Raw genomic sequence first — 20,491 nt, 5'->3', positions numbered from 1 at the left:
ACGAGTAAGGAGGAGGTGCCGCGATGAAGAAACGCAAGGTCGACAACCTGTTGGCGCTCGCGGTGCTGTCCGTGATCGTCGAGCGCCCGATGCACCGCTACGAAATCGCCCAGACCCTGCGTGACCGGGGCAAGGACCACGACATGGCGATCAAATGGGGTTCGCTCTACACGGTCGTGCAGAACATGGCCAAGGTCGGGTTTCTCGAAGTCGTCGGCAGTGAGCGGGCGGGCGCCCGTCCCGAGCGAGTCATCTATCGGATCACCGACGCGGGCCGCGCCGAGATGGCCGATTGGACCAGGGAACTGCTGTCGACGCCGGAGCCGGAACCGCACCGGTTCGTCGCGGGGCTGTCGATTCTCGCGGTGCTTCCCCCTGCCGAGGTGGCCGAACTGCTCGGCACTCGCCTGGAAGCGCTGGATCGAACCATCGAGACCGTCCGTCGCGAACTCGGCGAGCTCGCGAGCACGCTACCGCGGCTGTTCCTCATCGAGTCCGAGTTCGGGCTGGCGATGCTGGAAGCCGAGGCGGCGTGGACGCGCTCGCTGCGCGCGGAGCTGACCGAGGGCACCTTCCCCGGAATGGCGCAATGGCGCGAGTGGCACGAGCGCGGCACGCTGCCGTCGGAGGTCGCCGAAATGGTGGAGAGGGGGATGGCCGAGGACTAGCCGAGAAACCGGACCCGGCGAAGGTGCGGCAACACCGCCGCCGGGCCCGATCGAACAGTCTCGAACCGCGCCCGCGAACGCGCACCCGGCTACAAGGCTGGCAACCACAGGATAACCGGGTGGGTGGCGCGTGTGTCGGTCCGGGAACCGAAACCCGTATCGCACGAATCCTGGAGACACCCATGTCCACAACACGTACCGCCCTGGTGATCGGTGGCGGCATCGCCGGCCCCGTCGTCGCGACGGCCCTGCGCAAAGCGGGCATCGACGCCCGCGTCTACGAGGCCTATCCCGGCCCTTCCTATGGCATCGGCAGCGGACTCGCGCTGGCGCCGAACGGCGTCGCCGCGCTCGACATCATCGGGGCGGGCGACCCGGTCCGCGCCATCGCGCTGCCGGTCCGCAACATGAACATGTCGGTCGGCGCGAAGGTGCTGGCGATGCCCGGCATCCCCGATATGCCGCCGCTGCAACTGGTCGATCGCAGCGAGCTGCACCAAACGCTGCACCGGCACGCGGTCGCGGCGGGCGTTCCGTTCGAGTACGACAAGCGCCTGGTCGATGTGCGCGAGGACGCGTCGGGCATCACCGCCCAGTTCGCGGACGGCAGCACGGCCACCGCCGACGTGCTGATCGGCGCGGACGGTATCCGCTCGCGGGTACGCACGCTGATCGACCCGAAGGCGCCCGGCCCCGACTACACCGGCATGCTCGGCTTCGGCGCGACCACCGAGTGCGACGCCGACATCCCCGCGGACACCATGACCTTCGCGTTCGGCAAGCGGGCCTACTACCTGTACTGGCCGCTCGGGGACGGGCGGGTGGCATGGGGAGCGAACCTGCCGCACAAGGAGTATCTGTCGCTCACCGCGGCGCGGGCGGTGCCGAGCGCGCACTGGTTGCGGATCTTGCGCGAGGCCTACGCCGACGACACCCCTGGCGGCGAGCTCGCTCGGCGCACCACCGAGGAGCAGTTGGAGGTGGTCGGCGCGCTGCACATCATGCCGCCGGTGCCGCACTGGTATCGCGGGCGGATGGTACTGGTGGGCGATGCGGTGCACGCTCCGTCCAACAGCTCCGGTCAGGGCGCGTCGCTGGCGATCGAGAGCGCCGTGCAGCTGGCTCGCTGTCTGCGTGATCTGCCCGCGCCGGAGGCGTTCGCGGTGTACGAGCGCTTGCGGCGCGAGCGGGTGGAAGGCGTCGCGGCCCGCGCGGCGAAGATCAATCACAGCAAGACGCCGGGGCCGGTGGGGCGCAAGGTGATGCAGTTGCTCATGCCGGTCATGGCCAAGACCGTGATGAAACCGGAGAAGACCATGGGACCGGAGCAGCGCTACCGGATCGACTGGGACGCTCCCGCCGAGCACGAGCTCGCGTCGGTCTGAGCCGGCCGGAGGTCCCGCGGGTTCGAACGACCCGCGGGACCTCCGGTGCAGCTATCGGCGGCAGAATAGACTTGCGCGGTGAGGGATAGGGATTCCGATGGAAATCTAGATCTGAACCAGTTGCGCACTTTCCTGGCAGTGCACCGGGCCGGTTCGATCACAGCCGGGGCGCGGCTGGTCGGCTTGTCCCAGCCGACCGTGACCGGCCAATTGCAGGCGTTGGAGAAGCGGCTCGGCGCGCGACTGTTCGACCGATTGCCGCGCGGCGTCGCGCCGACCGCGGCGGCGACCGAGCTGGCGGAGCGCATCGCCGCGCCGCTGGACGCGCTGGACACCGTGGCGGGTCCGGTCCACCGCGCCGAACCCACGCCACAGCCCGCCGTTCGTCTCGCCGGGCCCGCCGAGTTCCTCGCGGTGCACGGGCTCCCCGCGCTGGCGCCGCTGGTCGAGCGAGGGGTCCGACTGGCGGTCCACGCGGGGCTGACCGACGACTTGCTCGGCGGGCTGCGGGCCGGGCACTTCGACCTGGTGGTGTCGACGGTCCGGCCCAGAGGCCGGACGGTGGTCGCCGAACCGCTGGGCGACGAGGAGTTCGTGCTCGTCGCCGGGCCGCAGATCGCCGCGCGCGTCGACGGCGATCTGTTGCGGGCCAAGGGCCCGGTCGCGTTGTCCGATGTTCCGCTGGTCAGCTACGCCCCGGATCTGCCGATCCTGCGCCGGTATTGGCGGCACGTCTTCGGCGTCCGGCTCGCCGCCGAGGCCGCGGTGGTCGTCGCGGACCTGCGCGCGGTCGCCGCGGCGGTCGCGGCGGGTGCGGGGATCAGCGTGCTGCCGCGGTATCTCTGTGCGGCCGAACTGGCTTCGGGATCGCTCGTCGCGCTGTTGGAACCGGAGGACCCGCCGATCAACACGGCATTCCTGGTGCGTCGGCCCGGACCCGCGGTTCGCCCGCACGTCGAGCTGGTCCGTCAGCGGCTGACCGCCGCCGCGCGGCACTGGTGACCGCAGGCCCGCTCAGTATCGCGCCGCGCGGTCGCGCAGAATTCGCGCGGTCTGCTCGTCGCCGGGCAGGAACGCCTCCAATTGCAACTCGGCGAGCGTGACATCTACCGCGGTGGCGAACGAGGTGAGCGTGGTGATCAAACGCAATTCCCCTTCGGCGCAGCGCAGGCGCAGCGGCACCGCGAAACCGAGATGGTCCGGTCCCGGCTCGGTCTGCGGAAGATAGGTCTCCAGTTCGTCGATCAACTCGTCCAAGCCGGGATCGGGGCTGCGGGCCATCCGGTTGCGCAGCGCCTCGGTGACGTGCCGTCCCCATTCCGGCAGGTTGACCACGCGGGCGGCCAGGCCCTCCGGGTGCAGCGCGAGCCGCAGCACGTTGACCGGCGGTTCCAACAGCCACGGCGCGGCGCCCTCGGTGAGCACCTCGAAGGCCGCGTTGGCGGCGAGCAGGATGCCGTGCGGCCGGACCACCAGCGCCGGGTAGGGCAGGTGGCCGTCCAGGATCGCCCGCAACGCCTCCAGTATCGGCGCCAATTCCGCGGTGTCGAGCGCCGATTCGGGGAAGACCGGCGCGTAACCCGCGGCGAGCAGTAGTCCGTTCCGCTCACGCAGCGACAGCTCCAATGATTCGGCCAGCCGCACCACCATGGTGCGTCCCGGTCGTGAGCGGCCCTGCTCCAGGAAGCTGAGATGACGCTGCGTGGTGTCGGCGCGGATCGCGAGATCCAGCTGGCTGACCCGCCGCAGCGTGCGCCAATGCTTGAGCTGCCGGGCGAACCCGGTGGACTCGGCCGCCGTCGTCATGGCAGCAGTATCGGGCGTCGGGCGGCGGGCTCGCCATACCTTGCGGGGAATCGCACAGGCTTCGGACGACGGCGAGACTCCGTCCCATGAGCAATCAATTCGATGAGCGGGAACTGTCCCGATTCGCCGAGCGCTACATCGCGCTGTGGAACGAATCCGACGCGGAGGCCAGGCACAAGCGGATCCGGGAACTGTGGTCCGAGGACGGCGCCCAGGTACTGGTGGATCCGCCGCAGGAGATGCGGGAGGCGCTGGCGCGACTGTCCTTCCCGATCCCGACCGTGGAGATCCGCGGCTACGAAGCGCTGGACCGGCGCGTGGACCGCGCCTACGAGGAATTCGTCGCCCCTGGTGAGCACGTGTTCGTACCCGAGGGGCAGGCGGTTCGCCTTTCACTGAACCTGATCGGCCTGACCTGGCACATGGTGACGAAGACCGGCGGGGCGGTCGTCGGCGGCGGATACGACGTCATCGCGCTCGACGACGCGGGCCGGATCCGGTGGGACCACCAATACATCGGCGTCGCGTGATGCGGGCCGTCGCCTACCATCTCGACCCTGCGCGCGGGGCGGACGCGCTGACCGTCGCGCCGCAGGAGATGCCAGAGCCAGGGCCACGCCAAGTGGTGATCCGGATGCTGGCGGCGTCACTGAATCGTCGCGATCTGATGTTGCTGGACGGAACGTATCCGCTGCCCGCGACCCCGGGCGTCGTCCCGCTCAGCGACGGTGTCGGCGAGGTGATCGCCTTGGGCGAGGAAGTGACGCGCGCCGCGGTCGGCGACCGGGTGACCGCCTCCTACTTCGTCCGCTGGACCGACGGTCCGCAGCGCCAAGCGCACGTGGTCGAGCAGTACGGCGCCACCTATCCCGGCATGCTCGCCACGTACGCGGTGCTGGAAGAGGATTCGGTGGTGCACGTGCCCGGCCATCTCAGCGACGTGGAGGCCGCCACGCTGACCTGCGCCGGAGTGGTGGCGTGGGCGGCGCTGACCACGCCGGTGCCGGTGCTGCCCGGCGAGACCGTCTTGACCGTCGGCAGTGGATCGGTGGCCCTTTTCGGTGTGCAGCACGCGAAAATGCTGGGCGCTCAGGTCATCTCGGTGACCTCGAGCGCGCGAAAGGCCGAGCGGCTGCGCGCGCTGGGAGCCGACGAGGTGATCGATCGGAGCCGGACACCGGACTGGGAGCTGGCCGTGCTGGACCACACCGGAGGCGACGGTGTGGAACACATCCTCGACGCGGTGGGTATGCCGACCCTGGCGAAATCCGTGCGGTCGGGCGGATACAACGCGCGGATCACGATGATCGGCGCGATGCCCGCCGCCGACGCGCCCGTAGGCAACCCGTTCGGCACGTCGTATCTGTCCATCCGCCGCATCGCGGTGGGCAGCCGGACGCAGTTCGAGGCGATGAACCGAGCGATCACCGCCCACGGGATGCGTCCTGTCATCGACCGCGTGTTCGCGTTCGAGGAAGCCGAAGCGGCCTACCGGTACTTCCGCACCGGAGACCCCTTCGGGAAGGTGGTGATCGAGTTTCCCTAGGACTCAGGGGCAGGCGGTGAGAATCCGCGTCATGGCGTCCTTTTCGGCCGCGGTGACCCAGAGCTGGTAGGCCGTCTTCACCTGGATCTGCCTGGTCACGTAGGCGCAGTGGTAACCCTTGTTCGGCGGCAGCCAATCGGCCGCGTCGGAGTCGCTCTTGGACTGGTTGGTCGGACCGTCCACGGCCTGCAGGTTCAGCGGGTCGTTGGCCAGGTCGCGGCGGCGTTCGGCGGAAAGCTTCTGTGCGCCTTTCTGCCACGCGTCCGAGAGCGCGACGACATGGTCGATCTGCACGTCGTCGGAGGACTTCGTGCCGCGCTTGAAGTCGATGGTCTTTCCGGTGTAGAAGTCGGCGAGCGTTCCGGTCGCGACGATGCACTTGCCCGACTTGAACGTCACGTCGGTCATGTCGCGCTGGAGGATGTCGTTGCGGGTGTCGCAGCCGTTGTTGCCGCCGGGCACCGAGACATTGTCGGACCAGGGCGGCCCGAATTCGTCACGGCTGTATCCGGTCTTGGGCGCACGGTCGGCTACGCGCAGCGCGTTCAACAGCCCGAGCGCGTCGCGCGAGGGAAGCGGGGCGGGCGCGTCGGCGCAGGCCCGTCCGCCGGAACCGCAGCCCGACGCGGTCGACTGGCCGGGCGGAACGGTTGTGCAGGAGACCAGTCCGATGGAAGTCGCCACCATGATGCCGATCAGAGCCAGCCGTTGCACTGTGGACTTCATCGAACTTCCTAACGCCGAATCCACTTGAAACTGTAACCGGCGAAAAGGTATCCAGTGACCGGGTTCGCACAACCGATCGGCGCGTATGAGATTCGGCACAGCTGGCCGGTAACGGGCCGTGCGTCAGAGCTGCCGAGCCGGAGAACGGGGCCGCCCCCGAATCGCCGTGCCGGCGCCGATTCGGGGGCGGTGATCACGAGGAGGCCGGTGGAGCCGCGCGGTTGTGCGGATGGTTGTCCACTCCGAAACCCGCACTGGGACGACACCACGGGGCTGATGAGGGGGAGGTCCCGAGGTGTCGAGCCGCGCCTGCTCCGGACTCACTCGTGATGATCAGGGGTGTTCGATGTCCGGCGGGCGCCGGTGACCAGGGAAGCCGTTTCCCGTTGCCGCACGCATCCGCTCCGTCTCGATCACGCTTCTTTCTACGTATCAAGACAGTAGATAGATGCCGCGCGAATTGGCAAGTTCGTTCGGACGGTTCGGAAAGTTTCTCAGCCGATCTTCAGTTTCGGCCATATATCTACTGTATGAGTACGGATGTGTCCGAGAGTTGACGCCTTCGCGACGACCTGTTCGACGGGGCTGTGACGATGCTCACTTCATATCCGGTCACAGGCGGTGTGAATCGTGTGTCCAAACGGGTGCAGGCGATAAAGCCGGACCCGAAAGGACCACGTCATGCCCACCGTCGACGTCATCGACTCGTTCATCAACTACCGCGATACCGGTGCGGGAGAGATCCCCGTCGTGTTCCTGCACGGCAATCCGACCTCCTCGCATCTGTGGCGCAACGTCATTCCGCACGTGGCCGACCGGAGCAGGGTGCTGGCGCCGGACCTGATCGGCATGGGGGAGTCGGGCAAGCCGGACAGCGCCTACCGTTTCACCGATCACGCCGCCTACCTCGACGCCTGGTTCGACGCGCTCGGGCTGGACCGAGTGGTGCTGGTCGGACACGACTGGGGCGGCGCGCTGGGCATGGACTGGGCCGCGCGGCATCCCGGCCGGGTGCGCGGGATCGCGCTGATCGAAACGTTCCTGCGGCCGATGCGCTTCGACGAGCTGCCTCCGCTCGGCGCCGAGTTGTTCCGGAAGTTCCGCTCCGCGGAAGGGGAGCGGATGATCCTGGAGGAGAACATCTTCATCGAGTTCAACCTGCCGAAGGGCGTCGCCGACCTGTCGCCCGAGGACCACGACGTGTACCGGGCGCCGTATCCGACCCCGGCCTCGCGCAAGCCGCTGCTGGCGTGGCCGCGGGAGTTCCCGCTGGACGGCGAGCCCGCCGACGTGGTTGCCCTGGTGCGGCACTACGACGACTGGGCGGCCGCGACGCCCGAGGTGCCCAAGTTGCTGATGGCGTTGGAGAACGGCGTCGGGCTGGGATCGGCGGAGGCGATCGACTGGGCCGCGAGCACCTTCGCGAGCGCCGAGGTCGTCGCGATCCCTCCGGCGGGCCACCACGCGCCGGAGGATCGGCCGGACGAGATCGGCCGGGCGGTCGCGCAGTGGCTCGACCGGCACGCCTTGGTCGGTGCCGCCGCTCGCGCGTGATCTCGGCCGCGATGTGATCCGGCAGTGCTTGCGCCGACCGCGCGCGGGCCGAATGATGGCCGGATGAGCACGGAGCACGAGCGAGTGGCGGCGGACGAGAAGGCCATGGTCGCCCGCGCGGTCGCGGGCAACCGGGCCGCCGTCGCCGAGGTGGTGCGCCTGTTGCAGGATCCGCTGTACCGGCTGGCGCTGCGCATGGTCTGGCGGCCCGCGGAGGCCGAGGACGCGACGCAGGAGATCATGGTGCGCGTCCTCGATCATCTGCACACCTGGCGCGGCGAGGCGAAGCTGCTCACCTGGGCCTACCGCATCGGCGTCAACCATCTGCTGAATCTGCGGCGGCAGACCCCGCAGGAGGCCGCGGAACTGAGCTTGGACGCCTACCGGGACGGGCTGGCCGACGGACTGTCGGAGGCGGACTATCGCGGACCGGAAGCGGTGCTTCTCACTGCCGAGGTGCGGCTCACCTGTAGTCAAGGCATGTTGCAATGCCTGGCCCGGGACGAACGGATCGCCTTCGTGCTCGGCGACGTGTTCGAGCTGAACTCCACCGAGGCCGCCTGGATCCTAGACATCACCCCCACCGCCTATCGAAAGCGGTTGGAGCGCGCCAAGAAACGGCTCGGGAACTTCCTGAACTCGACCTGTGGCCTGGTCGACCCGGCGGCGTTCTGCCGCTGCTCGCGCCGCGTGGACAAAGCTCTGGCGCTGGGACGGGTCGACCGGAGCCGTCCGGTGTACGCGCGCCATCCGGTCAGCGCGGGCGGGCGCACCGCGGCCGAGGCCGAACGGCAGATGATCCGGCTGCACGACGCGGCGTCGGTGCTGCGCGCGCACCCCGACTACGCCGCGCCGCAGGCGAAGATGGACGCGATCGCGGGGCTGCTCGGTTCGGGGCGTTTCCCCATGCTCGAGGAGACGTGAACCCGCCGCGTCGGTGATCAGCCCGGTGCTTCCGCGTTGGGTGAACCGGTGCCGGGCGGGGTTCCTCGTAGCTCCGTTGCCAGGCGTGTGATCTGCGCGGGGCCGACCCGGCAGCAGCCGCCGATGATCCGTGCGCCTCGGGCGAACCAGTCCCTGGCTTGTCCTGCGGTGAACCGGGTGGGGCCGGTCCAACGGTGGCGCGCAGCATCCCAGTCCTCACCGCTGTTCGGGTAGGCGACCACGGGCTTGCCGGTTCCGGCGGCGAGTTCGACCGCGGCGGCGACATCGGCGGGCGCGCAGCAGTTCACGCCGATCGCGACGATCGAGTCTGAGCCCGTGGCCACCGCGAAGGCGTCGGCGAGCGGTTGCCCGGCTCTGGTGCGCGCGCCGTCGACGGTGTAGCTCAGCCATGCGGGCACGCCGAGGTCGTTCACCAGGTCGACCAGCGCTTCGGCTTCGTCGACGTCGGGAACGGTCTCCATGGCCAGCAGGTCGGCGCCCGCCTCCGCGAGCACCTCCATGCGCGGTCGGTGCCAGGCCCGCAGTTCAGCTACGGTGCGCCCGTAGCGGCCACGGTATTCCGATCCGTCCGCCAGCGCGGCGCCGTAGGGGCCGATCGAGGCGGCGACCCAGCGGCGCCGATCAGCGGCCTCGGCGTCGCACGCGGCACGGGCCAGCGCCACGCCACGTCGCCACAGCTCCACCGTCTGCGCTCTGGTCAGCCCGCGTGCGGCGAAGCCCTCGAAAGAAGCCTGGTAGGTGGCGGTGGTCGCGATGTCGGCGCCCGCCCGGAAATAAGCTTCGTGCCCGGACCGGATCGCGGCGGGATCGTCCACGAGCAGGCGGGCCGACCACAACGCGTCGGAGAGGTCGTGGCCGCGCGCCTCCAGCTCGGTGGCCAGTCCACCGTCCGAGATCAGTGCCCCCGCGGCAGGGTCGAACAGCACGGCTCCACTGTAGGACGCGGATTCACTCGTCGTCGGTGGGCTGGGCGGTCGGGGGTACCCCGGTGTCGAGGAAACGGATGAGCCGCTCGATGCGCGCGGTGTGATCGGCACAGCGCTCCAAGTGGTGTCCCAAGAGTGCGTTGTCGATCGCGACTTCGGTGGATGGCTGGGACGCGGGGTCGCGCAGCGCGGAATGCAGTTGCCGGTGCAGCGTTTCCATCGAGTGGTCCGCAGGCGTCTCCTCCTCCGGCAGCGGATGTCGGCCGGCGACCGCTCGCCCGGCCAAAGCCGTACGCTCGGCCGCCAGCTTGCCCATCGCGGCGAGGATGTCCAGGATGGGTTGCTCGGCAGCATGTCCGGGGTGACTCTGATACACCTTGTCGGCGACCCGGCTGGCGAGCCAGCCGATGCGAGACAGCTCACCGGCGATCTGGATCGCGGTCACCACGTGCCGCAGGTCGCGGGCCACCGGAGCCTGTAGCGCCAGTAACACCACGGTGCGCGCCTCGCATGCGCCGTACATCTTCTGCAACTGCTCGTCGAGCGCGAAGACCTCGTATGTCGCGGTGAGGTCGGCGTCGACGAGCGCGTCGGTGACACGCTCGACGGCGTCGTGGGCCAGCGTGCACATCAGCGTCAGATCATTGGTCAACGCGATGAGCTCGGCAGTGAACTGGGTGCGCACCGCCAAATTCTCACCTATCGACCGGGGCGGGGTCGATTCCTCGCCGGATGTTCTTCGGTAACGACATCGCCTCGACATGCCGTCGCGGATGGGAACGCGGACCACGCGCGATCGCTTCGCCAGGAGGACGACGGGAAAACACGTTTCAAGCGGTGCTTTTCGCGGCCGGAACACGCTATGGCGGATCGGATGCACCGGCGCGTGCGTCTCGCGGCACTCACGCACGCATGCCGGCCGGGGCAGCGGAGGAGATGCATTGCCCGACCGGAGATCTATGCCGCGCATCACATTGCGCTGTTGCGGCGCATGGCGACTCGCGTGGTTGCTCACCGCGTGCCCTGTCCAGCTCGGTGCGGCGGCGTGGACGGTCGACACTGCGCGACGCGATGGGCGGGCGTTTGCGTCCCGGTTCCTGTGGCTGCCGCGGTCCGCCGCGTGCGGGGCTGTGCCCTGGTCAAGGCCCGAATCGCGCACGCGGCGAAGCCTGCCGACCGGTGCGCCCGGTGTTACGGTCGCGGCATGCCGAACTTGCGCGATATCCAGCATCGTGTGGTGACGACGTTCCAGCGCCGACTGGGCAATCCGATCCTCAGTACGCTGCCCGGGCAGACTCTTTTGGAGACCACCGGCCGGGTGAGCGGGCAGCCGCGGATCACTCCGATCGGCGGACGGAAGATCGGCCGGGAGTTCTGGCTGGTCTCCGAGTTCGGCGAGCGATCCCAGTATGTGCGAAACATCAAGGCGAACAATCGAGTCCGGCTGCGGCTGCACGGCCGCTGGCACGCGGGCACCGCCCACCTGCTGCCCGACGACGACCCGCGTGCCCGGTTGGCGGCCCTGCCGCGCGCAAACAGCGCGGCCGTCCGGTTGGTCGGCACCGACCTGCTCACGCTGCGCATCGATCTGGACGACTGAACCCGCGGCGGGGCGGGGGCATTGGTCGCCTGACCTGGATGCGAGCAATTTGCTGGAACCATGGTGGGCATGATCCGTCTGTTGATCGCCCGTTGGACCGTGCTCGTACCATTGCTCGCCGTTGTCGCGCTCACGGTCACCTGGGGCCGAAGTCTGCCCGGTGTCGCGGTGACGGTTGTGGTGGTGGCGTTGATCGGGGCGGTGCTCTCGGCGGTTCATCACGCGGAGGTGGTGGCGCGCCGGGTCGGTGAGCCGTTCGGCTCGCTGGTGCTGGCCGTCGCGGTGACCGTGATCGAAGTCGCGCTCATTCTCACGCTGATGACCCAGGGCGGTGACAAGACCGCGACCTTGGCCCGCGACACGGTCTTCGCCGCGGCGATGATCACCTGCAACGGCATCCTCGGTCTCTGCCTGCTGATGGGGGCGTTGCGCAGGCGCGTGGCGGTGTTCAACGCCGAAGGCACCGGTGCGGCGCTGGCCACCGTCGCGACGCTGGCCACGCTCAGCCTCGTGTTGCCGACCTTCACCACGAGCAAACCCGGCCCGGAGTTCTCGCCCGCGCAGCTGGCCTTCGCCGCGGTGGCCTCGCTCGCGCTGTACGGCTTGTTCGTGATGGTGCAGACCGTGCGTCATCCGGACGACTTCCTGCCGGTGGAGGCGGACGGCGTCGTCGCCGAGGACGACGAGCGTGTCGAGCCACCTACCGTGCGCGACGCCGTCACCAGCCTCGGTCTGCTGCTGGTCGCCCTGGTCTGCGTGGTGGGGCTGGCGAAGGTGGTCTCGCCCGCCGTGGAATCGGCGGTCCAGTCGGCGGGTCTGCCGCAATCGGCGGTCGGCGTGGTGATCGCGTTGCTGGTGCTGCTGCCCGAGACGATCGCCGCGGTGCGGGCCGCGCGCCGCGACCAGGTGCAGATCGGTCTCAATCTGGCGCTGGGTTCGGCCATGGCGAGCATCGGCCTCACCATTCCGGCGATCGCCGTGGCCAGCATCTGGCTGGAGGGCCCCTTGGTGCTCGGCTTGGGGGCGACGCAGATGGTGCTGCTGGCGCTGACCGTCGTGGTCGGTGGGCTGACGATCGTTCCGGGGCGGGCGACGCTGCTGCAGGGCGGCGTCCACCTGGCGGTGTTCGCCGCCTTCGTCGGCCTCGCCGCCAGCCCTTAGCGGACGGCGCAGACGAGCGCCTCGACGCGGGCACCGCCGAACTGGTGCGGTTCTAGCGGTGCGAGCACGGGGACCGCCGGACGGAAGACACCCCGCCTTCGGTGGCCGCGAGCCGTGCGCTCAGTGTGGGTGCTGAGCCGCGTACCTGGCTCGTTCCAGCGCTCGGCGCTGCGCGCGCTGCGGATTCTCCAGATCCGCGGGCAAGCCGTGCTTCGCGAGCCGATGCGCACGGTTCATCGGCATGAAAGCGATCGTGTAGAACAGGGCCAGCAGCAGCGCCAGCAGGACCATCGCGCCGCGTAGCCACAGCTCGCCGGGGAAGAGCAGGAACACCGCGAACAGGGGTGTAAACGGCACCATTCCGCGCAGCACGTGCCGGGTGGCAGCGAACCTACCGGTCAGGTCGTCGCGCACCCACTCACGCATCGAATCGGGCAGGCGGCGGCCGAAGGCGTAGCCGATCCACTGGATCGGACCTGGCCGTCGTTGCTGTCGGGTCATGACCGGGCTCCTGTGTTCGAGGACGGGGCGTGGGGCTCGGCGAGCATCGACCGGCGGGCCGCCTCGTTCACCCGGGTGAGGACATCGCGCAACTGCTCGAGGTCGGCCAGGGTCACGCCGAGGCGTTGGACGACGGCGGGCGGTATCCGCTCGGCCTTCGCGCGCAGTTCGGCTCCGGCCGGGGTGAGGTTCACCACAAGGTTGCGCTCGTCTCGGCTGTCGCGTTCGCGACTGATCAGCCCGGCGGCTTCGAGGCGTTTGAGCAGCGGGGACAGTGTGGGGGAGTCGAGCTGGATGGCCTCGGCGATCGCTTTCACCGACATCGGCGCCTCGCCCCAGAGCGCCAGCATCACCAGATACTGCGGGTGGGTGAGCCCGAGCGGTTCGAGCAGCGGACGGTAGACGGCCAGCACCGCGCGATTGGCCACGGCCAGCGCGAAGCACACCTGCCGGTCCAGGCGCAGCGGATCCTCGATCTCGGTCTCCATCGGTCCTCCTTGTCTACCGCTAAATTAGCGCATGAATAGTTCGTGTGTTAATCAATGTGGGCGACATCTCGGCGCGAGATACCGGCTTCGGGGCCGCCGCTGGATACCGTGAATCCATGCACCACGACGCGGGTCCGCTACGCATCGAGGAACTCGACGCGGTTCGTGGCTTCGCGCTGTGCGGCATGCTGGTGGTGAACATCTGGCGGATCACCGACATCGCGGCGACGGACGAATCGGGCGTGGTGCTACCGATCCGGCACACGCTGTCGGTGGTGTTCGAGGGACGGTTCTTCCCGATCTTCTCGTTCCTGTTCGGGATCGGCTTCGCACTGCTGCTGGACAGTGCCGAGGAACGGAGCGAGCGCCCGCGACTGGTCCTGATCCGCCGCTTGCTCGCGCTCGGGGTGATCGGCCTGGTCCATCAGCAGTTCCAGCCGGGTGAGGCGCTGCTGCCGTACGCGCTGGCCGGGCTGGCGATCCTGCTGCCCGCCTCGGCGCTGCCGAACTGGGCGGTGCTGCTGGCGGGACTGGTAGGAACATTCGGCGTAGCGCTGGCCCTCGGCGGCGGGCTGGCCCTCGCGCCGGGGTTGTTCCTGCTCGGCCTGGCCACCGCGCGCGCCGGGATCGTGGACACACTCGATGAGCGGGGCTGGCAGATCGCTGCGGTCTTCGCCCTCGCCCTGCCCGCCGCGATAGTGGCGGGCAGGTGGGAATACCGCACACCGTATCTGGAACTGTGGTCCACTCCCGCCGTGGCTATTGCGGGTCTACTGGGCGCTCTGGCCTATGTCACCGGGCTGCTGCTGTTGCTGCGCATCGAGCCGGGCCAGGTACTGGCGGAGGTGTTGCGGCCGCTGGGTCGCCTGGCTTTGACCAACTACGTCGGCGCCACCGCGCTGATCCTGCTCGCGGCACCGCGTCTCGGCCTGTCCGGCTTCGGCAGCTACGCGGCGGTGCTCGGGTTGGCGGTCGGGATCATCGCGGTGCAAGCGGTGTGCAGTGCCGTGTGGTTGCGGTTGTTCGAGTACGGCCCGCTGGAATGGGTGTGGCGCTGCGTCACCTGGTGGACGGTGGTGCCGATCCGGCGGACGCGCGTGCCGAGCCGTCCGTACTGAGTTCAGCGCGGGGCCGCTGGATCGCCGGTGTTCTCCAGCTCGGCCAGGGTCGCCGAAACCAACGGCCCCGTAGCGAATTGGACGGCGACCTCGACCAGCCAGGCCGACTCGGCGGCCAGTGTGGGTCGACTCGGTTCACGGAACGGCTGGTCGTCGCCGGTGGGCGGCAGACCGAGCCGGTGCGCCCGTAGCGCCGCGGCGATGCTGGCGGCCTCGATAGCGGCGGCTCTGTTGCGATCCGGGATCTCCAGTTCGGTCGCCAACCGCTCGGCGATCGCCACCGCTTCGGCGGACAGATGCGGTCGTAACCGCAACAGCCAGTCCCGTATCTCGATCACCCTGCGGTACACCCGATCTCGTGCCGCCGTGCCGCGCCGGTCCGGCAAATGCGCCAGTTCCGGGTCCACCTCGCGCAGGGCCAGCCACAACGGGCGCAGACGCGGCAGCGCCCGCAGCCGGGCGGTAGTGTGCAGCAGCCACGGCGCCAACGAGGGGCACAGGTAGCCGATCAGCATGACGGTGGCGCCCAGGCTCGCGAACGCGGGCGCGATATCGGTGTTGAGGCGGCGCAGATCGATACCGAACCACGCCGCGCCGATCGCGATCACCTTGCCCACGCTGTAGCCGAGCGCGACGGCGCTGCCGAGCGCGAGCAACCGCAGGCCGCGGCGCAACCAGATTCGATCGACCTCGCCCATCCACCGGCGGCACAACACGATGATGCGGATCAGCGCCGCCGAGTAGACGGTGAGGTAGACGCCGAGGAACGCCACCGCCAGCGGGACTCTCGCGTAGTGGTCGTCGAAGTCGGTGGGATGACTCTCGTCGTGCACCGGCGCCGTCGTGAACAGCGCCGCCAGCACGACGGGCACGAGCATCGGCGGGACGAGCACCCGCCGTGCCGCGCTCGCGTCCGGTTCCCGCTCCGCCACCATGAACCCGGTCCAGACCACCTGGGCGAGCACCGCGCCCGCGATGGCCCCGTACACCACCAGGGACGCCAGGTTGGGCACGCCGGAGACGTCATCGATCCAGGTATAGGTGCGCGGCACAGCCGCTTCGAACCCGATGCCCGCCGCGAGGATGGCGAACGCGACCGCCCAGCGCGCGGGATTGCCCGGGTTGCGCAGGGCCAGACCGGTTCGCCACAGGAACGCCGCGAAGGCGAAGACGCCCACGCCGCCGTACACCAGCGCGAACCACATGCTCAGCCCTGCCCCGGCCCCAGCGCGTCCAGCAGTCGGCGCGCGGCGACCGGCGCGGAATCGGGCAGGACCCACTCCTCCCGTGCCGTCCACTGCGTGATGTGGTGCGTCATCAGCATATTCGCGATGTGTTCGGCCTCGCGTTCCTGTGGCTGCGCGTAGCTGGTGCGCCCGAGCATGCGCCGCACGACCGCGGGGTCGATGTTCGGCGCGAGCAGCCGCACGGCTTCCGCGCCGCGCACGTCGACGGTGCGGTGCCCGGCGAGCAGATGGCCGAGCTCGTGACAGACGATGTGATCCTGATGCATCTTGGAGGTGTTGCGCTGATAGGCGATGAAATCGATCGCGTCGGTGACCAGCAGGCCGCCGGTCAGGCCGGTGACCGGGAAGCTCTCCGGGCGCAGCCGCAGGGGACGGGCGCGCCGCTCGGCGACGGCCTCGGCCAGCTCGGCGACGGTGAACCGGCCGGGCAGTCCCATGGCGCGCAGCTCCCGGCGCAGCCAGCGACGATCCAGCACCGGCTGGTCACCTCCGTCCTTGCTCCAAGCCGCGATCCGCATCGCTCACCCGTTGTGCTCGTTCTCGATGCGCCGCAGGATGTCCAGCATCGCCAGCACCGATTCAGCGCGGACCGTACCCTGTTGCAGCCCGTCGCGCAGCACCAGTTCGAGTACCTCGTGTTCGGCATTTCCCTTGAGCGCGTTGATCAATGCCAATTCGCTGCCGCGCGATGCCGCCAGTCGCGGGTCGGTGAACGGATCCAGGCTGTCGAGCCCGAAGTAGCCGCGCAACACCTCCAGCGTCTCGTAGGACGGGTTCACCGCCTGCCCGGTGCGCAGCTTCCAGAGGTAGTTGGCGGACAGGCGCGTTCCGGTGGTGCGGTGGATGTCTTCGGCGAGCGCCCGGTGGGTGATCTCCTGCGGCCGCCCATCTTTGCCCGTGGGCGGGTGCATTCCGTTGATGAGTGTGTTGAGAGCCCGCGTAAACGGGTGTAAGCCGTCCCCCATGTCAGCGTGTCTCCTGTGGTTGACAGGGTCTGTGGCGTAGATCATACTCGTCCCTGCTCCGCCGGCACATGCCGGTGTGGTCGCCCCCGAAGGGGCGCCGACCACGAGAGGCCCGGCATCCCAGAGCGGTAGCAGGTGGGGCGATCATCGTCGCTCGCCCCATCTCATCGGAGCCGCACCGGTAGCGCCAGTGGTCCGCGATGGCGGAAACCGGAGCGCCAGGCGATCTCTCGTTCGTCCACCGCGAGCGCCGCATCCGGCCATCGGGTGAGAACGTGCTCGAGAGCGGCCGCGGTGACGGTGCGTACCAGCGCGTTCCCCAAGCAGGCGTGCATGCCGTAGCCGAGCGCGAGCTGGTCCGCGCGGTCCCTGGTGAGGTCCGGTTCCGCTGGGCGCGGGAAGATCTCGGGATCGTGGTTGGCCGATGCCAGACACAGCAGTACCGTCTGTCCCGCGGCGATCGTCATGTCGCCGATGACCAGGTCGGTCGTCGCGAAGCGCGGTCCGGCCAGCACCTGCGGGGAGAGGTGCCGCAGCAGCTCGTCCACGGCTGATTGCTTGTCGCCGAGGGCGTACCATGTCTGCCGCAGGCCCGGACGGCCGAGCAAGGTGAGCACCGAACCCGCGATCAGATCGGCGAGCACTTCGTACCAGACGAACAGCAGGTAGAACAGCAGTCCGGTCAGCTCAGCACCGGTCGGCGACCCGCAGGCCCGGTATGCGCCTACCCAGCGCCCTAGCGCGGTGTCGGAGCGCGGTGGCCGCGCGGTGGCGTCCGCGATGATCGCGAGCATGGTGGCTAGGGTGTCGCGGGCGCGGGGTGGTGCGGCCGACGGCAGTAGCGTCGAATTCGCCCAGCCGCGAAGGCGTTCGGCAGTGTGGTCGTCGAGGCCGAGTAGTTCGCCCAGCACGGCGCCGGGAAGCGGCACGGCGAGACGCTCGACGAGATCGACGGTCTCGCCCGAATCATCCTCGTGCAGTAGCGAATCCACCAAGCGGGGCGCGCGGTCGGTCCACTCGGCCAATCGGCGTGGCGACAACTCGGAGGTCACCAGACTACGCAGGCGTGCGTGGTCGGCCGGGGCGGCACTGAGCATCGCGTCCAGTGGTGGCGGCACCGAGAAGCCCCGGTAGTCGTCTCCCTCGGCATACCGGACCCGGGTGGACAGCCGCTCATCCAGCAGCCCGGCCCGTACGTCGCGGTATCGCGTCACCAGCCAGGCCGGTGGCCCGTCGGGCGTGCGAACGCGGTGAACGCCCCCTTCGATGCGCAGTCGCTCGAGCGTGGGCCACGGGTTGCGGGCGAAGTCGGAGTCGAACACATCCGTCACTCGGCCATCATCCCGCACCGTGTCCTGGGGACGGTGGCTGCCGAGGGCTGCCGGTGCCCGCGGCGGGCCGATCAGGAGGCGGCGGCTCCGGTCTGCCGGATCGCGTCGAGGACTTCACCGTAGGTCAGCGTGGTCGAGTTCACGAGCGCGCGCTCCGAGGCCACGTCGATGTCGACGGAATCGATACCGTTGACGCCGCGCAGTGACGATTCGATCGCGGACGCGGACTCGCGGGTAACGTTGTGCAGAGTAACCGTGTACGTCATGTGATTCGCATTGACCGATCGCGCTCGCTCAAACTTTCCTTTCCGTCCCGTTTGATCGTGGGGACCCCGGGAATAGCCGGGTTGTCAAACGACTCGACGCAACAGGAATTGCCATGATCATCATCATCGGGCTCATCGCCTTGATCGCGGCCGTGATCATCGGAGTTGCCGCGGTAGTGGGCAACACCGGCCCCGCTCAGCAACTGACGAGCGATTTCGCGGTATTCGACTATCACTTCCACGGTTCCACCGGAGCACTGTTCGGTTACGGAGTAACGCTCGGTGCGATCGGGGCGTTCGGACTAGCCCTCGTCCTGACCGGCGCCTGGCGGGTCACCCGCCGCGGCGTGGCCGCGCGTCGTGAACTCGCACAGTCCCGTCGCGAGATGGCGGCGGTGCGGCGCGATCTGGCCGCAGGCACTACCGCGCCGGTCGAACGCACTTCGCAGGAGCCGGCTTGGCGGCGGTGGTTGCGCACACCCGGTTCGGGTACTGCCCGCACCGATCGCGGCGCCACGGTATCGACCTCGAAACCCGTGACCGCGAAATAATTGAGAAGAAAAGGAATACGACAATGATCATTCTCGGCCTCATCCTCCTGGTCTTGGGTTGGCTGCTCGGAATCGGGCTGCTCACCACCGCGGGCATCATCGTGCTGATCATCGGGCTCGTGCTGCTGGTGGCTGGTTCGGTGGGCCGTCCGGTGGGTGGCCGCCGCTGGTACTACTAGGGATTCCGCATGAAGTTCGAAGATCGCCTCGCGCATCAAGTGCAAGCGACCAGGGGCAGCGTGAAGAAATTCGTCGGCCGAGCGACCGGCAACTCCCGGCTGGAGGCCGAGGGGCGGCGGGAGCAGGCCCGCGGCAATCTGAAACGCGCCGCGGACAAGGTGCGGCACGCGTTCAAGCGCTGACCGCGCACCGCTCGACCGGTGCCGGGCGAAGGCCGATGGCCTCCGCCCGGCATCGTCGTGTTCTCGCGAAGGGAACGCCCGAATTCTCGCGTGCGCGTCAGACTCCGGCGATTCCGGCGAGTTGTCCGATGCCGTAGGTGACGGCCATCGCCAGCGCGCCGCCGAGCACCACCCGGACCACCGCCCGGCCACGGGCGCTTCCCCCCAACCGGGCGCTGACCGACCCGGTGAGCGCCAGCGCGGCGAGCACGGCCGCGAACGTCACCGGAATACGCGCGTCGACCGGCGGGAGAAGGATGGCCAGCAACGGCAGCAGCGCGCCGAGGGTGAAGGCCACCGCCGAGGACAACGCCGCCAGCCAGGGGTTGGTCAGCTCGGTGGGATTCAGGCCGAGTTCGGCCTCCGCGTGCGCGGTGAAGGCGTCGTGCGCGGTGAGTTCCTCGGCGACCTTGCGCGCCGTTTCGGGCGTCAGCCCTTTTGCCTGGTAGATCCCGGTGAGCTCGATCAGCTCGTAGTCCGGCTCGTCGCGCAGCTCCCTGCGCTCTTTCGCCAGCAGGGCCCGCTCGGAATCGCGCTGAGTGCTGACCGAGACGTATTCGCCCACCGCCATGGAGATCGCGCCCGCCGTCAGGCCCGCGATGCCCGCGGTGAACAGGGCCGCTGTATCGGTGGTGGCCGCCGCGACGCCGACGACCAGACCCGCGGTGGACACGATCCCGTCGTTCGCGCCGAGCACACCGGCGCGCAGCCAGTTGAGTTTGGACGCGAAGCCGTTGCCATGCGGTTCGTGCGGATGTGCGCCGGAGGCGTCGGTCGTGCGATCCATGAAACGCAACCCTAATCGCCACGGTGCGACGCGGGCGGGAACCGCACAGCTCGCACGGCTAAGCGCGGGGTTGGCGGGGGACCGCCAACGGATGCGGCGGCATCGTGCGGTGGATGATCTGGAGGATCAGCAGGAACAGCACCGAGAGTCCGGCGGTGGTGAAATCCCCGACCAGAACGGCCAGTACGGCGAACGCGCCGAACACCGGGAACTCCAGTACCGCGCACCAGCGCAGGATCCGCAGCCGCCTGGCGTTGGCGGCCAGCCGTTGCACACCGTCGTCGATGATGGTCAGCGCCGTCTCGTAGCGCACCATGCCGTCGCCGACCTGGACGAACATGTGCACGGCCTGGTCGCGGCTGAGCTCGCCGAGCCAAGCCCGGTCGATCAGCCGCTTGCCCTCCTCGGCGACCTCCTTGATAACCGCGTCCATGCGGCCCCCTTCCCAGTCGTTCGGAGAGTCTAGCGGCCGAATCGCGGCTTCCCAGTGACGATTCAAGCGGGCGGGAAGACGTAGAC

At 69.1% G+C, this 20,491-nt stretch carries 26 protein-coding genes; 13 read left to right on the top strand and 13 right to left on the bottom strand.

Translation table 11 applies throughout. The features are described 5' to 3' along the window. Positions 1-23 precede the first annotated feature (23 nt). From ACWEO7_RS13095 to ACWEO7_RS13085, 3 genes are all read left to right on the top strand, one after another. Positions 24-668, top strand: a complete 645-nt coding sequence (locus ACWEO7_RS13095) for a PadR family transcriptional regulator (RefSeq protein ID WP_452423244.1) — start codon at positions 24-26, stop codon at positions 666-668. A 182-nt stretch (positions 669-850) separates the two neighbouring features. After that, the gene (locus tag ACWEO7_RS13090) at positions 851-2,053 is read left to right on the top strand and encodes an FAD-dependent oxidoreductase (RefSeq protein WP_452423242.1); all 1,203 of its coding nucleotides are present in this window, start codon (positions 851-853) and stop codon (positions 2,051-2,053) included. Positions 2,054-2,131: 78 nt separating this feature from the next. After that, positions 2,132-3,055: a LysR family transcriptional regulator gene (locus ACWEO7_RS13085; RefSeq protein WP_452423240.1), complete on the top strand. Its 924-nt coding sequence runs from the start codon at positions 2,132-2,134 to the stop codon at positions 3,053-3,055. A 12-nt stretch (positions 3,056-3,067) separates the two neighbouring features. Here the strand turns inward: ACWEO7_RS13085 and ACWEO7_RS13080 are convergent, their stop codons facing one another. Beyond that, the gene (locus ACWEO7_RS13080; RefSeq protein ID WP_452423238.1) at positions 3,068-3,859 is read right to left on the bottom strand and encodes a helix-turn-helix domain-containing protein; all 792 of its coding nucleotides are present in this window, start codon (positions 3,857-3,859) and stop codon (positions 3,068-3,070) included. An 86-nt stretch (positions 3,860-3,945) separates the two neighbouring features. Between ACWEO7_RS13080 and ACWEO7_RS13075 the strand changes: the two genes are divergently transcribed. Then, complete coding sequence (locus ACWEO7_RS13075) at positions 3,946-4,389, top strand: hypothetical protein (protein ID WP_452423236.1); 444 nt, start codon at positions 3,946-3,948, stop codon at positions 4,387-4,389. Next, positions 4,389-5,405, top strand: a complete 1,017-nt coding sequence (locus ACWEO7_RS13070) for a zinc-dependent alcohol dehydrogenase family protein (protein ID WP_452423262.1) — start codon at positions 4,389-4,391, stop codon at positions 5,403-5,405. The genes ACWEO7_RS13075 and ACWEO7_RS13070 overlap by 1 nt, the downstream gene beginning before the upstream one ends. A 3-nt stretch (positions 5,406-5,408) precedes the next feature. Here the strand turns inward: ACWEO7_RS13070 and ACWEO7_RS13065 are convergent, their stop codons facing one another. Further along, positions 5,409-6,131, bottom strand: a complete 723-nt coding sequence (locus ACWEO7_RS13065) for an HNH endonuclease family protein (protein WP_452423234.1) — start codon at positions 6,129-6,131, stop codon at positions 5,409-5,411. A 681-nt stretch (positions 6,132-6,812) separates the two neighbouring features. Here ACWEO7_RS13065 and ACWEO7_RS13060 point away from each other — a divergent pair. Together ACWEO7_RS13060 and ACWEO7_RS13055 are read left to right on the top strand one after the other, a co-directional pair. Further along, the gene (locus ACWEO7_RS13060) at positions 6,813-7,685 is read left to right on the top strand and encodes a haloalkane dehalogenase (protein WP_452423232.1); all 873 of its coding nucleotides are present in this window, start codon (positions 6,813-6,815) and stop codon (positions 7,683-7,685) included. Between the two features lie 63 nt (positions 7,686-7,748). Next, complete coding sequence (locus ACWEO7_RS13055) at positions 7,749-8,609, top strand: RNA polymerase sigma factor (protein WP_452423230.1); 861 nt, start codon at positions 7,749-7,751, stop codon at positions 8,607-8,609. A gap of 17 nt (positions 8,610-8,626) precedes the next feature. On the opposite strand, the gene mmuM is transcribed toward ACWEO7_RS13055, so the two are convergent. Beyond that, entirely contained in the window at positions 8,627-9,529 is a 903-nt protein-coding gene (gene mmuM / locus ACWEO7_RS13050; protein WP_452423260.1) for a homocysteine S-methyltransferase, read from the bottom strand. A 49-nt stretch (positions 9,530-9,578) separates the two neighbouring features. Continuing rightward, complete coding sequence (locus ACWEO7_RS13045; protein WP_355075627.1) at positions 9,579-10,241, bottom strand: phosphate signaling complex PhoU family protein; 663 nt, start codon at positions 10,239-10,241, stop codon at positions 9,579-9,581. Positions 10,242-10,760: 519 nt separating this feature from the next. Here ACWEO7_RS13045 and ACWEO7_RS13040 point away from each other — a divergent pair. Both ACWEO7_RS13040 and ACWEO7_RS13035 read left to right on the top strand, forming a co-directional pair. Next, complete coding sequence (locus ACWEO7_RS13040) at positions 10,761-11,156, top strand: nitroreductase/quinone reductase family protein (protein ID WP_450019919.1); 396 nt, start codon at positions 10,761-10,763, stop codon at positions 11,154-11,156. A 69-nt stretch (positions 11,157-11,225) separates the two neighbouring features. Further along, positions 11,226-12,317 carry a calcium:proton antiporter gene (locus ACWEO7_RS13035; RefSeq protein ID WP_452423228.1) on the top strand — a complete coding sequence of 364 codons (1,092 nt, stop codon included), beginning with the start codon at positions 11,226-11,228 and terminating at the stop codon, positions 12,315-12,317. Positions 12,318-12,437: 120 nt separating this feature from the next. On the opposite strand, the gene ACWEO7_RS13030 is transcribed toward ACWEO7_RS13035, so the two are convergent. Both ACWEO7_RS13030 and ACWEO7_RS13025 read right to left on the bottom strand, forming a co-directional pair. Then, positions 12,438-12,818, bottom strand: coding sequence for a DUF5313 family protein (locus ACWEO7_RS13030; protein WP_355075633.1), 381 nt, complete (start codon positions 12,816-12,818; stop codon positions 12,438-12,440). Next, positions 12,815-13,306 (bottom strand): MarR family winged helix-turn-helix transcriptional regulator, encoded by a 492-nt coding sequence (locus tag ACWEO7_RS13025; protein WP_355075635.1) that lies wholly within the window; start codon positions 13,304-13,306, stop codon positions 12,815-12,817. Before ACWEO7_RS13025 ends, ACWEO7_RS13030 begins: the two co-directional genes overlap by 4 nt. Before the next feature lie 116 nt (positions 13,307-13,422). Between ACWEO7_RS13025 and ACWEO7_RS13020 the strand changes: the two genes are divergently transcribed. Next, positions 13,423-14,424 carry a DUF418 domain-containing protein gene (locus ACWEO7_RS13020; RefSeq protein ID WP_452423226.1) on the top strand — a complete coding sequence of 334 codons (1,002 nt, stop codon included), beginning with the start codon at positions 13,423-13,425 and terminating at the stop codon, positions 14,422-14,424. A 2-nt stretch (positions 14,425-14,426) separates the two neighbouring features. Here the strand turns inward: ACWEO7_RS13020 and ACWEO7_RS13015 are convergent, their stop codons facing one another. From ACWEO7_RS13015 to ACWEO7_RS12995, 5 genes are all read right to left on the bottom strand, one after another. Further along, entirely contained in the window at positions 14,427-15,629 is a 1,203-nt protein-coding gene (locus ACWEO7_RS13015; RefSeq protein ID WP_452423224.1) for an MAB_1171c family putative transporter, read from the bottom strand. Positions 15,630-15,631: 2 nt separating this feature from the next. Then, on the bottom strand, positions 15,632-16,189 hold the full coding sequence (locus ACWEO7_RS13010) for a hypothetical protein (protein ID WP_452423222.1): 558 nt from the start codon (positions 16,187-16,189) through the stop codon (positions 15,632-15,634). Positions 16,190-16,192: 3 nt separating this feature from the next. Then, a complete protein-coding gene (locus ACWEO7_RS13005) occupies positions 16,193-16,582 on the bottom strand; it encodes a hypothetical protein (protein WP_450019930.1) in 390 nt (129 codons plus the stop codon). A gap of 218 nt (positions 16,583-16,800) precedes the next feature. Continuing rightward, complete coding sequence (locus tag ACWEO7_RS13000; RefSeq protein ID WP_452423220.1) at positions 16,801-17,967, bottom strand: cytochrome P450; 1,167 nt, start codon at positions 17,965-17,967, stop codon at positions 16,801-16,803. A 71-nt stretch (positions 17,968-18,038) separates the two neighbouring features. Then, on the bottom strand, positions 18,039-18,233 hold the full coding sequence (locus tag ACWEO7_RS12995; protein WP_067802986.1) for a heavy-metal-associated domain-containing protein: 195 nt from the start codon (positions 18,231-18,233) through the stop codon (positions 18,039-18,041). 113 nt (positions 18,234-18,346) lie between these two features. Here ACWEO7_RS12995 and ACWEO7_RS12990 point away from each other — a divergent pair, with 113 nt between their 5' ends. The 3 genes from ACWEO7_RS12990 to ACWEO7_RS12980 are packed head-to-tail and all read left to right on the top strand — an operon-like array spanning position 18,347 to position 19,146. Further along, positions 18,347-18,784 carry a hypothetical protein gene (locus ACWEO7_RS12990; RefSeq protein WP_452423218.1) on the top strand — a complete coding sequence of 146 codons (438 nt, stop codon included), beginning with the start codon at positions 18,347-18,349 and terminating at the stop codon, positions 18,782-18,784. Positions 18,785-18,807: 23 nt separating this feature from the next. Continuing rightward, positions 18,808-18,963, top strand: a complete 156-nt coding sequence (locus ACWEO7_RS12985; protein ID WP_086006372.1) for a DUF6131 family protein — start codon at positions 18,808-18,810, stop codon at positions 18,961-18,963. 9 nt (positions 18,964-18,972) lie between these two features. Then, a complete protein-coding gene (locus ACWEO7_RS12980; RefSeq protein WP_452423216.1) occupies positions 18,973-19,146 on the top strand; it encodes a CsbD family protein in 174 nt (57 codons plus the stop codon). 97 nt (positions 19,147-19,243) lie between these two features. Here ACWEO7_RS12980 and ACWEO7_RS12975 read toward each other — a convergent pair whose 3' ends face one another. Continuing rightward, positions 19,244-19,972, bottom strand: coding sequence for a VIT1/CCC1 transporter family protein (locus ACWEO7_RS12975; RefSeq protein ID WP_452423215.1), 729 nt, complete (start codon positions 19,970-19,972; stop codon positions 19,244-19,246). A gap of 58 nt (positions 19,973-20,030) precedes the next feature. Beyond that, positions 20,031-20,405 carry a hypothetical protein gene (locus ACWEO7_RS12970; RefSeq protein ID WP_379254129.1) on the bottom strand — a complete coding sequence of 125 codons (375 nt, stop codon included), beginning with the start codon at positions 20,403-20,405 and terminating at the stop codon, positions 20,031-20,033. Positions 20,406-20,491: the final 86 nt, after the last annotated feature.

Source organism: Nocardia sp. NPDC004260, assembly GCF_053603155.1.
This window is presented reverse-complemented; position numbering and strand designations above follow the sequence as displayed.

What these genes read in the sequence shown, in the direction of transcription:
- ACWEO7_RS13075 (WP_452423236.1), top strand. Translation starts at nt 3,946, where the DNA reads ATGAGCAATCAATTCGATGAGCGGGAACTGTCCCGATTCGCCGAGCGC.
- ACWEO7_RS13065 (WP_452423234.1), bottom strand. Translation starts at nt 6,131, where the DNA reads ATGAAGTCCACAGTGCAACGGCTGGCTCTGATCGGCATCATGGTGGCG.
- ACWEO7_RS13090 (WP_452423242.1), top strand. Translation starts at nt 851, where the DNA reads ATGTCCACAACACGTACCGCCCTGGTGATCGGTGGCGGCATCGCCGGC.
- ACWEO7_RS13070 (WP_452423262.1), top strand. Translation starts at nt 4,389, where the DNA reads ATGCGGGCCGTCGCCTACCATCTCGACCCTGCGCGCGGGGCGGACGCG.
- ACWEO7_RS13005 (WP_450019930.1), bottom strand. Translation starts at nt 16,582, where the DNA reads ATGCACCCGCCCACGGGCAAAGATGGGCGGCCGCAGGAGATCACCCAC.
- ACWEO7_RS12980 (WP_452423216.1), top strand. Translation starts at nt 18,973, where the DNA reads ATGAAGTTCGAAGATCGCCTCGCGCATCAAGTGCAAGCGACCAGGGGC.
- ACWEO7_RS13095 (WP_452423244.1), top strand. Translation starts at nt 24, where the DNA reads ATGAAGAAACGCAAGGTCGACAACCTGTTGGCGCTCGCGGTGCTGTCC.
- ACWEO7_RS13015 (WP_452423224.1), bottom strand. Translation starts at nt 15,629, where the DNA reads ATGTGGTTCGCGCTGGTGTACGGCGGCGTGGGCGTCTTCGCCTTCGCG.
- ACWEO7_RS12975 (WP_452423215.1), bottom strand. Translation starts at nt 19,972, where the DNA reads ATGGATCGCACGACCGACGCCTCCGGCGCACATCCGCACGAACCGCAT.
- ACWEO7_RS13060 (WP_452423232.1), top strand. Translation starts at nt 6,813, where the DNA reads ATGCCCACCGTCGACGTCATCGACTCGTTCATCAACTACCGCGATACC.
- ACWEO7_RS13030 (WP_355075633.1), bottom strand. Translation starts at nt 12,818, where the DNA reads ATGACCCGACAGCAACGACGGCCAGGTCCGATCCAGTGGATCGGCTAC.
- ACWEO7_RS12995 (WP_067802986.1), bottom strand. Translation starts at nt 18,233, where the DNA reads ATGACGTACACGGTTACTCTGCACAACGTTACCCGCGAGTCCGCGTCC.
- ACWEO7_RS13010 (WP_452423222.1), bottom strand. Translation starts at nt 16,189, where the DNA reads ATGCGGATCGCGGCTTGGAGCAAGGACGGAGGTGACCAGCCGGTGCTG.
- ACWEO7_RS13025 (WP_355075635.1), bottom strand. Translation starts at nt 13,306, where the DNA reads ATGGAGACCGAGATCGAGGATCCGCTGCGCCTGGACCGGCAGGTGTGC.
- ACWEO7_RS12970 (WP_379254129.1), bottom strand. Translation starts at nt 20,405, where the DNA reads ATGGACGCGGTTATCAAGGAGGTCGCCGAGGAGGGCAAGCGGCTGATC.
- ACWEO7_RS13040 (WP_450019919.1), top strand. Translation starts at nt 10,761, where the DNA reads ATGCCGAACTTGCGCGATATCCAGCATCGTGTGGTGACGACGTTCCAG.
- ACWEO7_RS13020 (WP_452423226.1), top strand. Translation starts at nt 13,423, where the DNA reads ATGCACCACGACGCGGGTCCGCTACGCATCGAGGAACTCGACGCGGTT.
- ACWEO7_RS13035 (WP_452423228.1), top strand. Translation starts at nt 11,226, where the DNA reads ATGATCCGTCTGTTGATCGCCCGTTGGACCGTGCTCGTACCATTGCTC.
- ACWEO7_RS12990 (WP_452423218.1), top strand. Translation starts at nt 18,347, where the DNA reads ATGATCATCATCATCGGGCTCATCGCCTTGATCGCGGCCGTGATCATC.
- ACWEO7_RS13055 (WP_452423230.1), top strand. Translation starts at nt 7,749, where the DNA reads ATGAGCACGGAGCACGAGCGAGTGGCGGCGGACGAGAAGGCCATGGTC.
- ACWEO7_RS12985 (WP_086006372.1), top strand. Translation starts at nt 18,808, where the DNA reads ATGATCATTCTCGGCCTCATCCTCCTGGTCTTGGGTTGGCTGCTCGGA.
- ACWEO7_RS13080 (WP_452423238.1), bottom strand. Translation starts at nt 3,859, where the DNA reads ATGACGACGGCGGCCGAGTCCACCGGGTTCGCCCGGCAGCTCAAGCAT.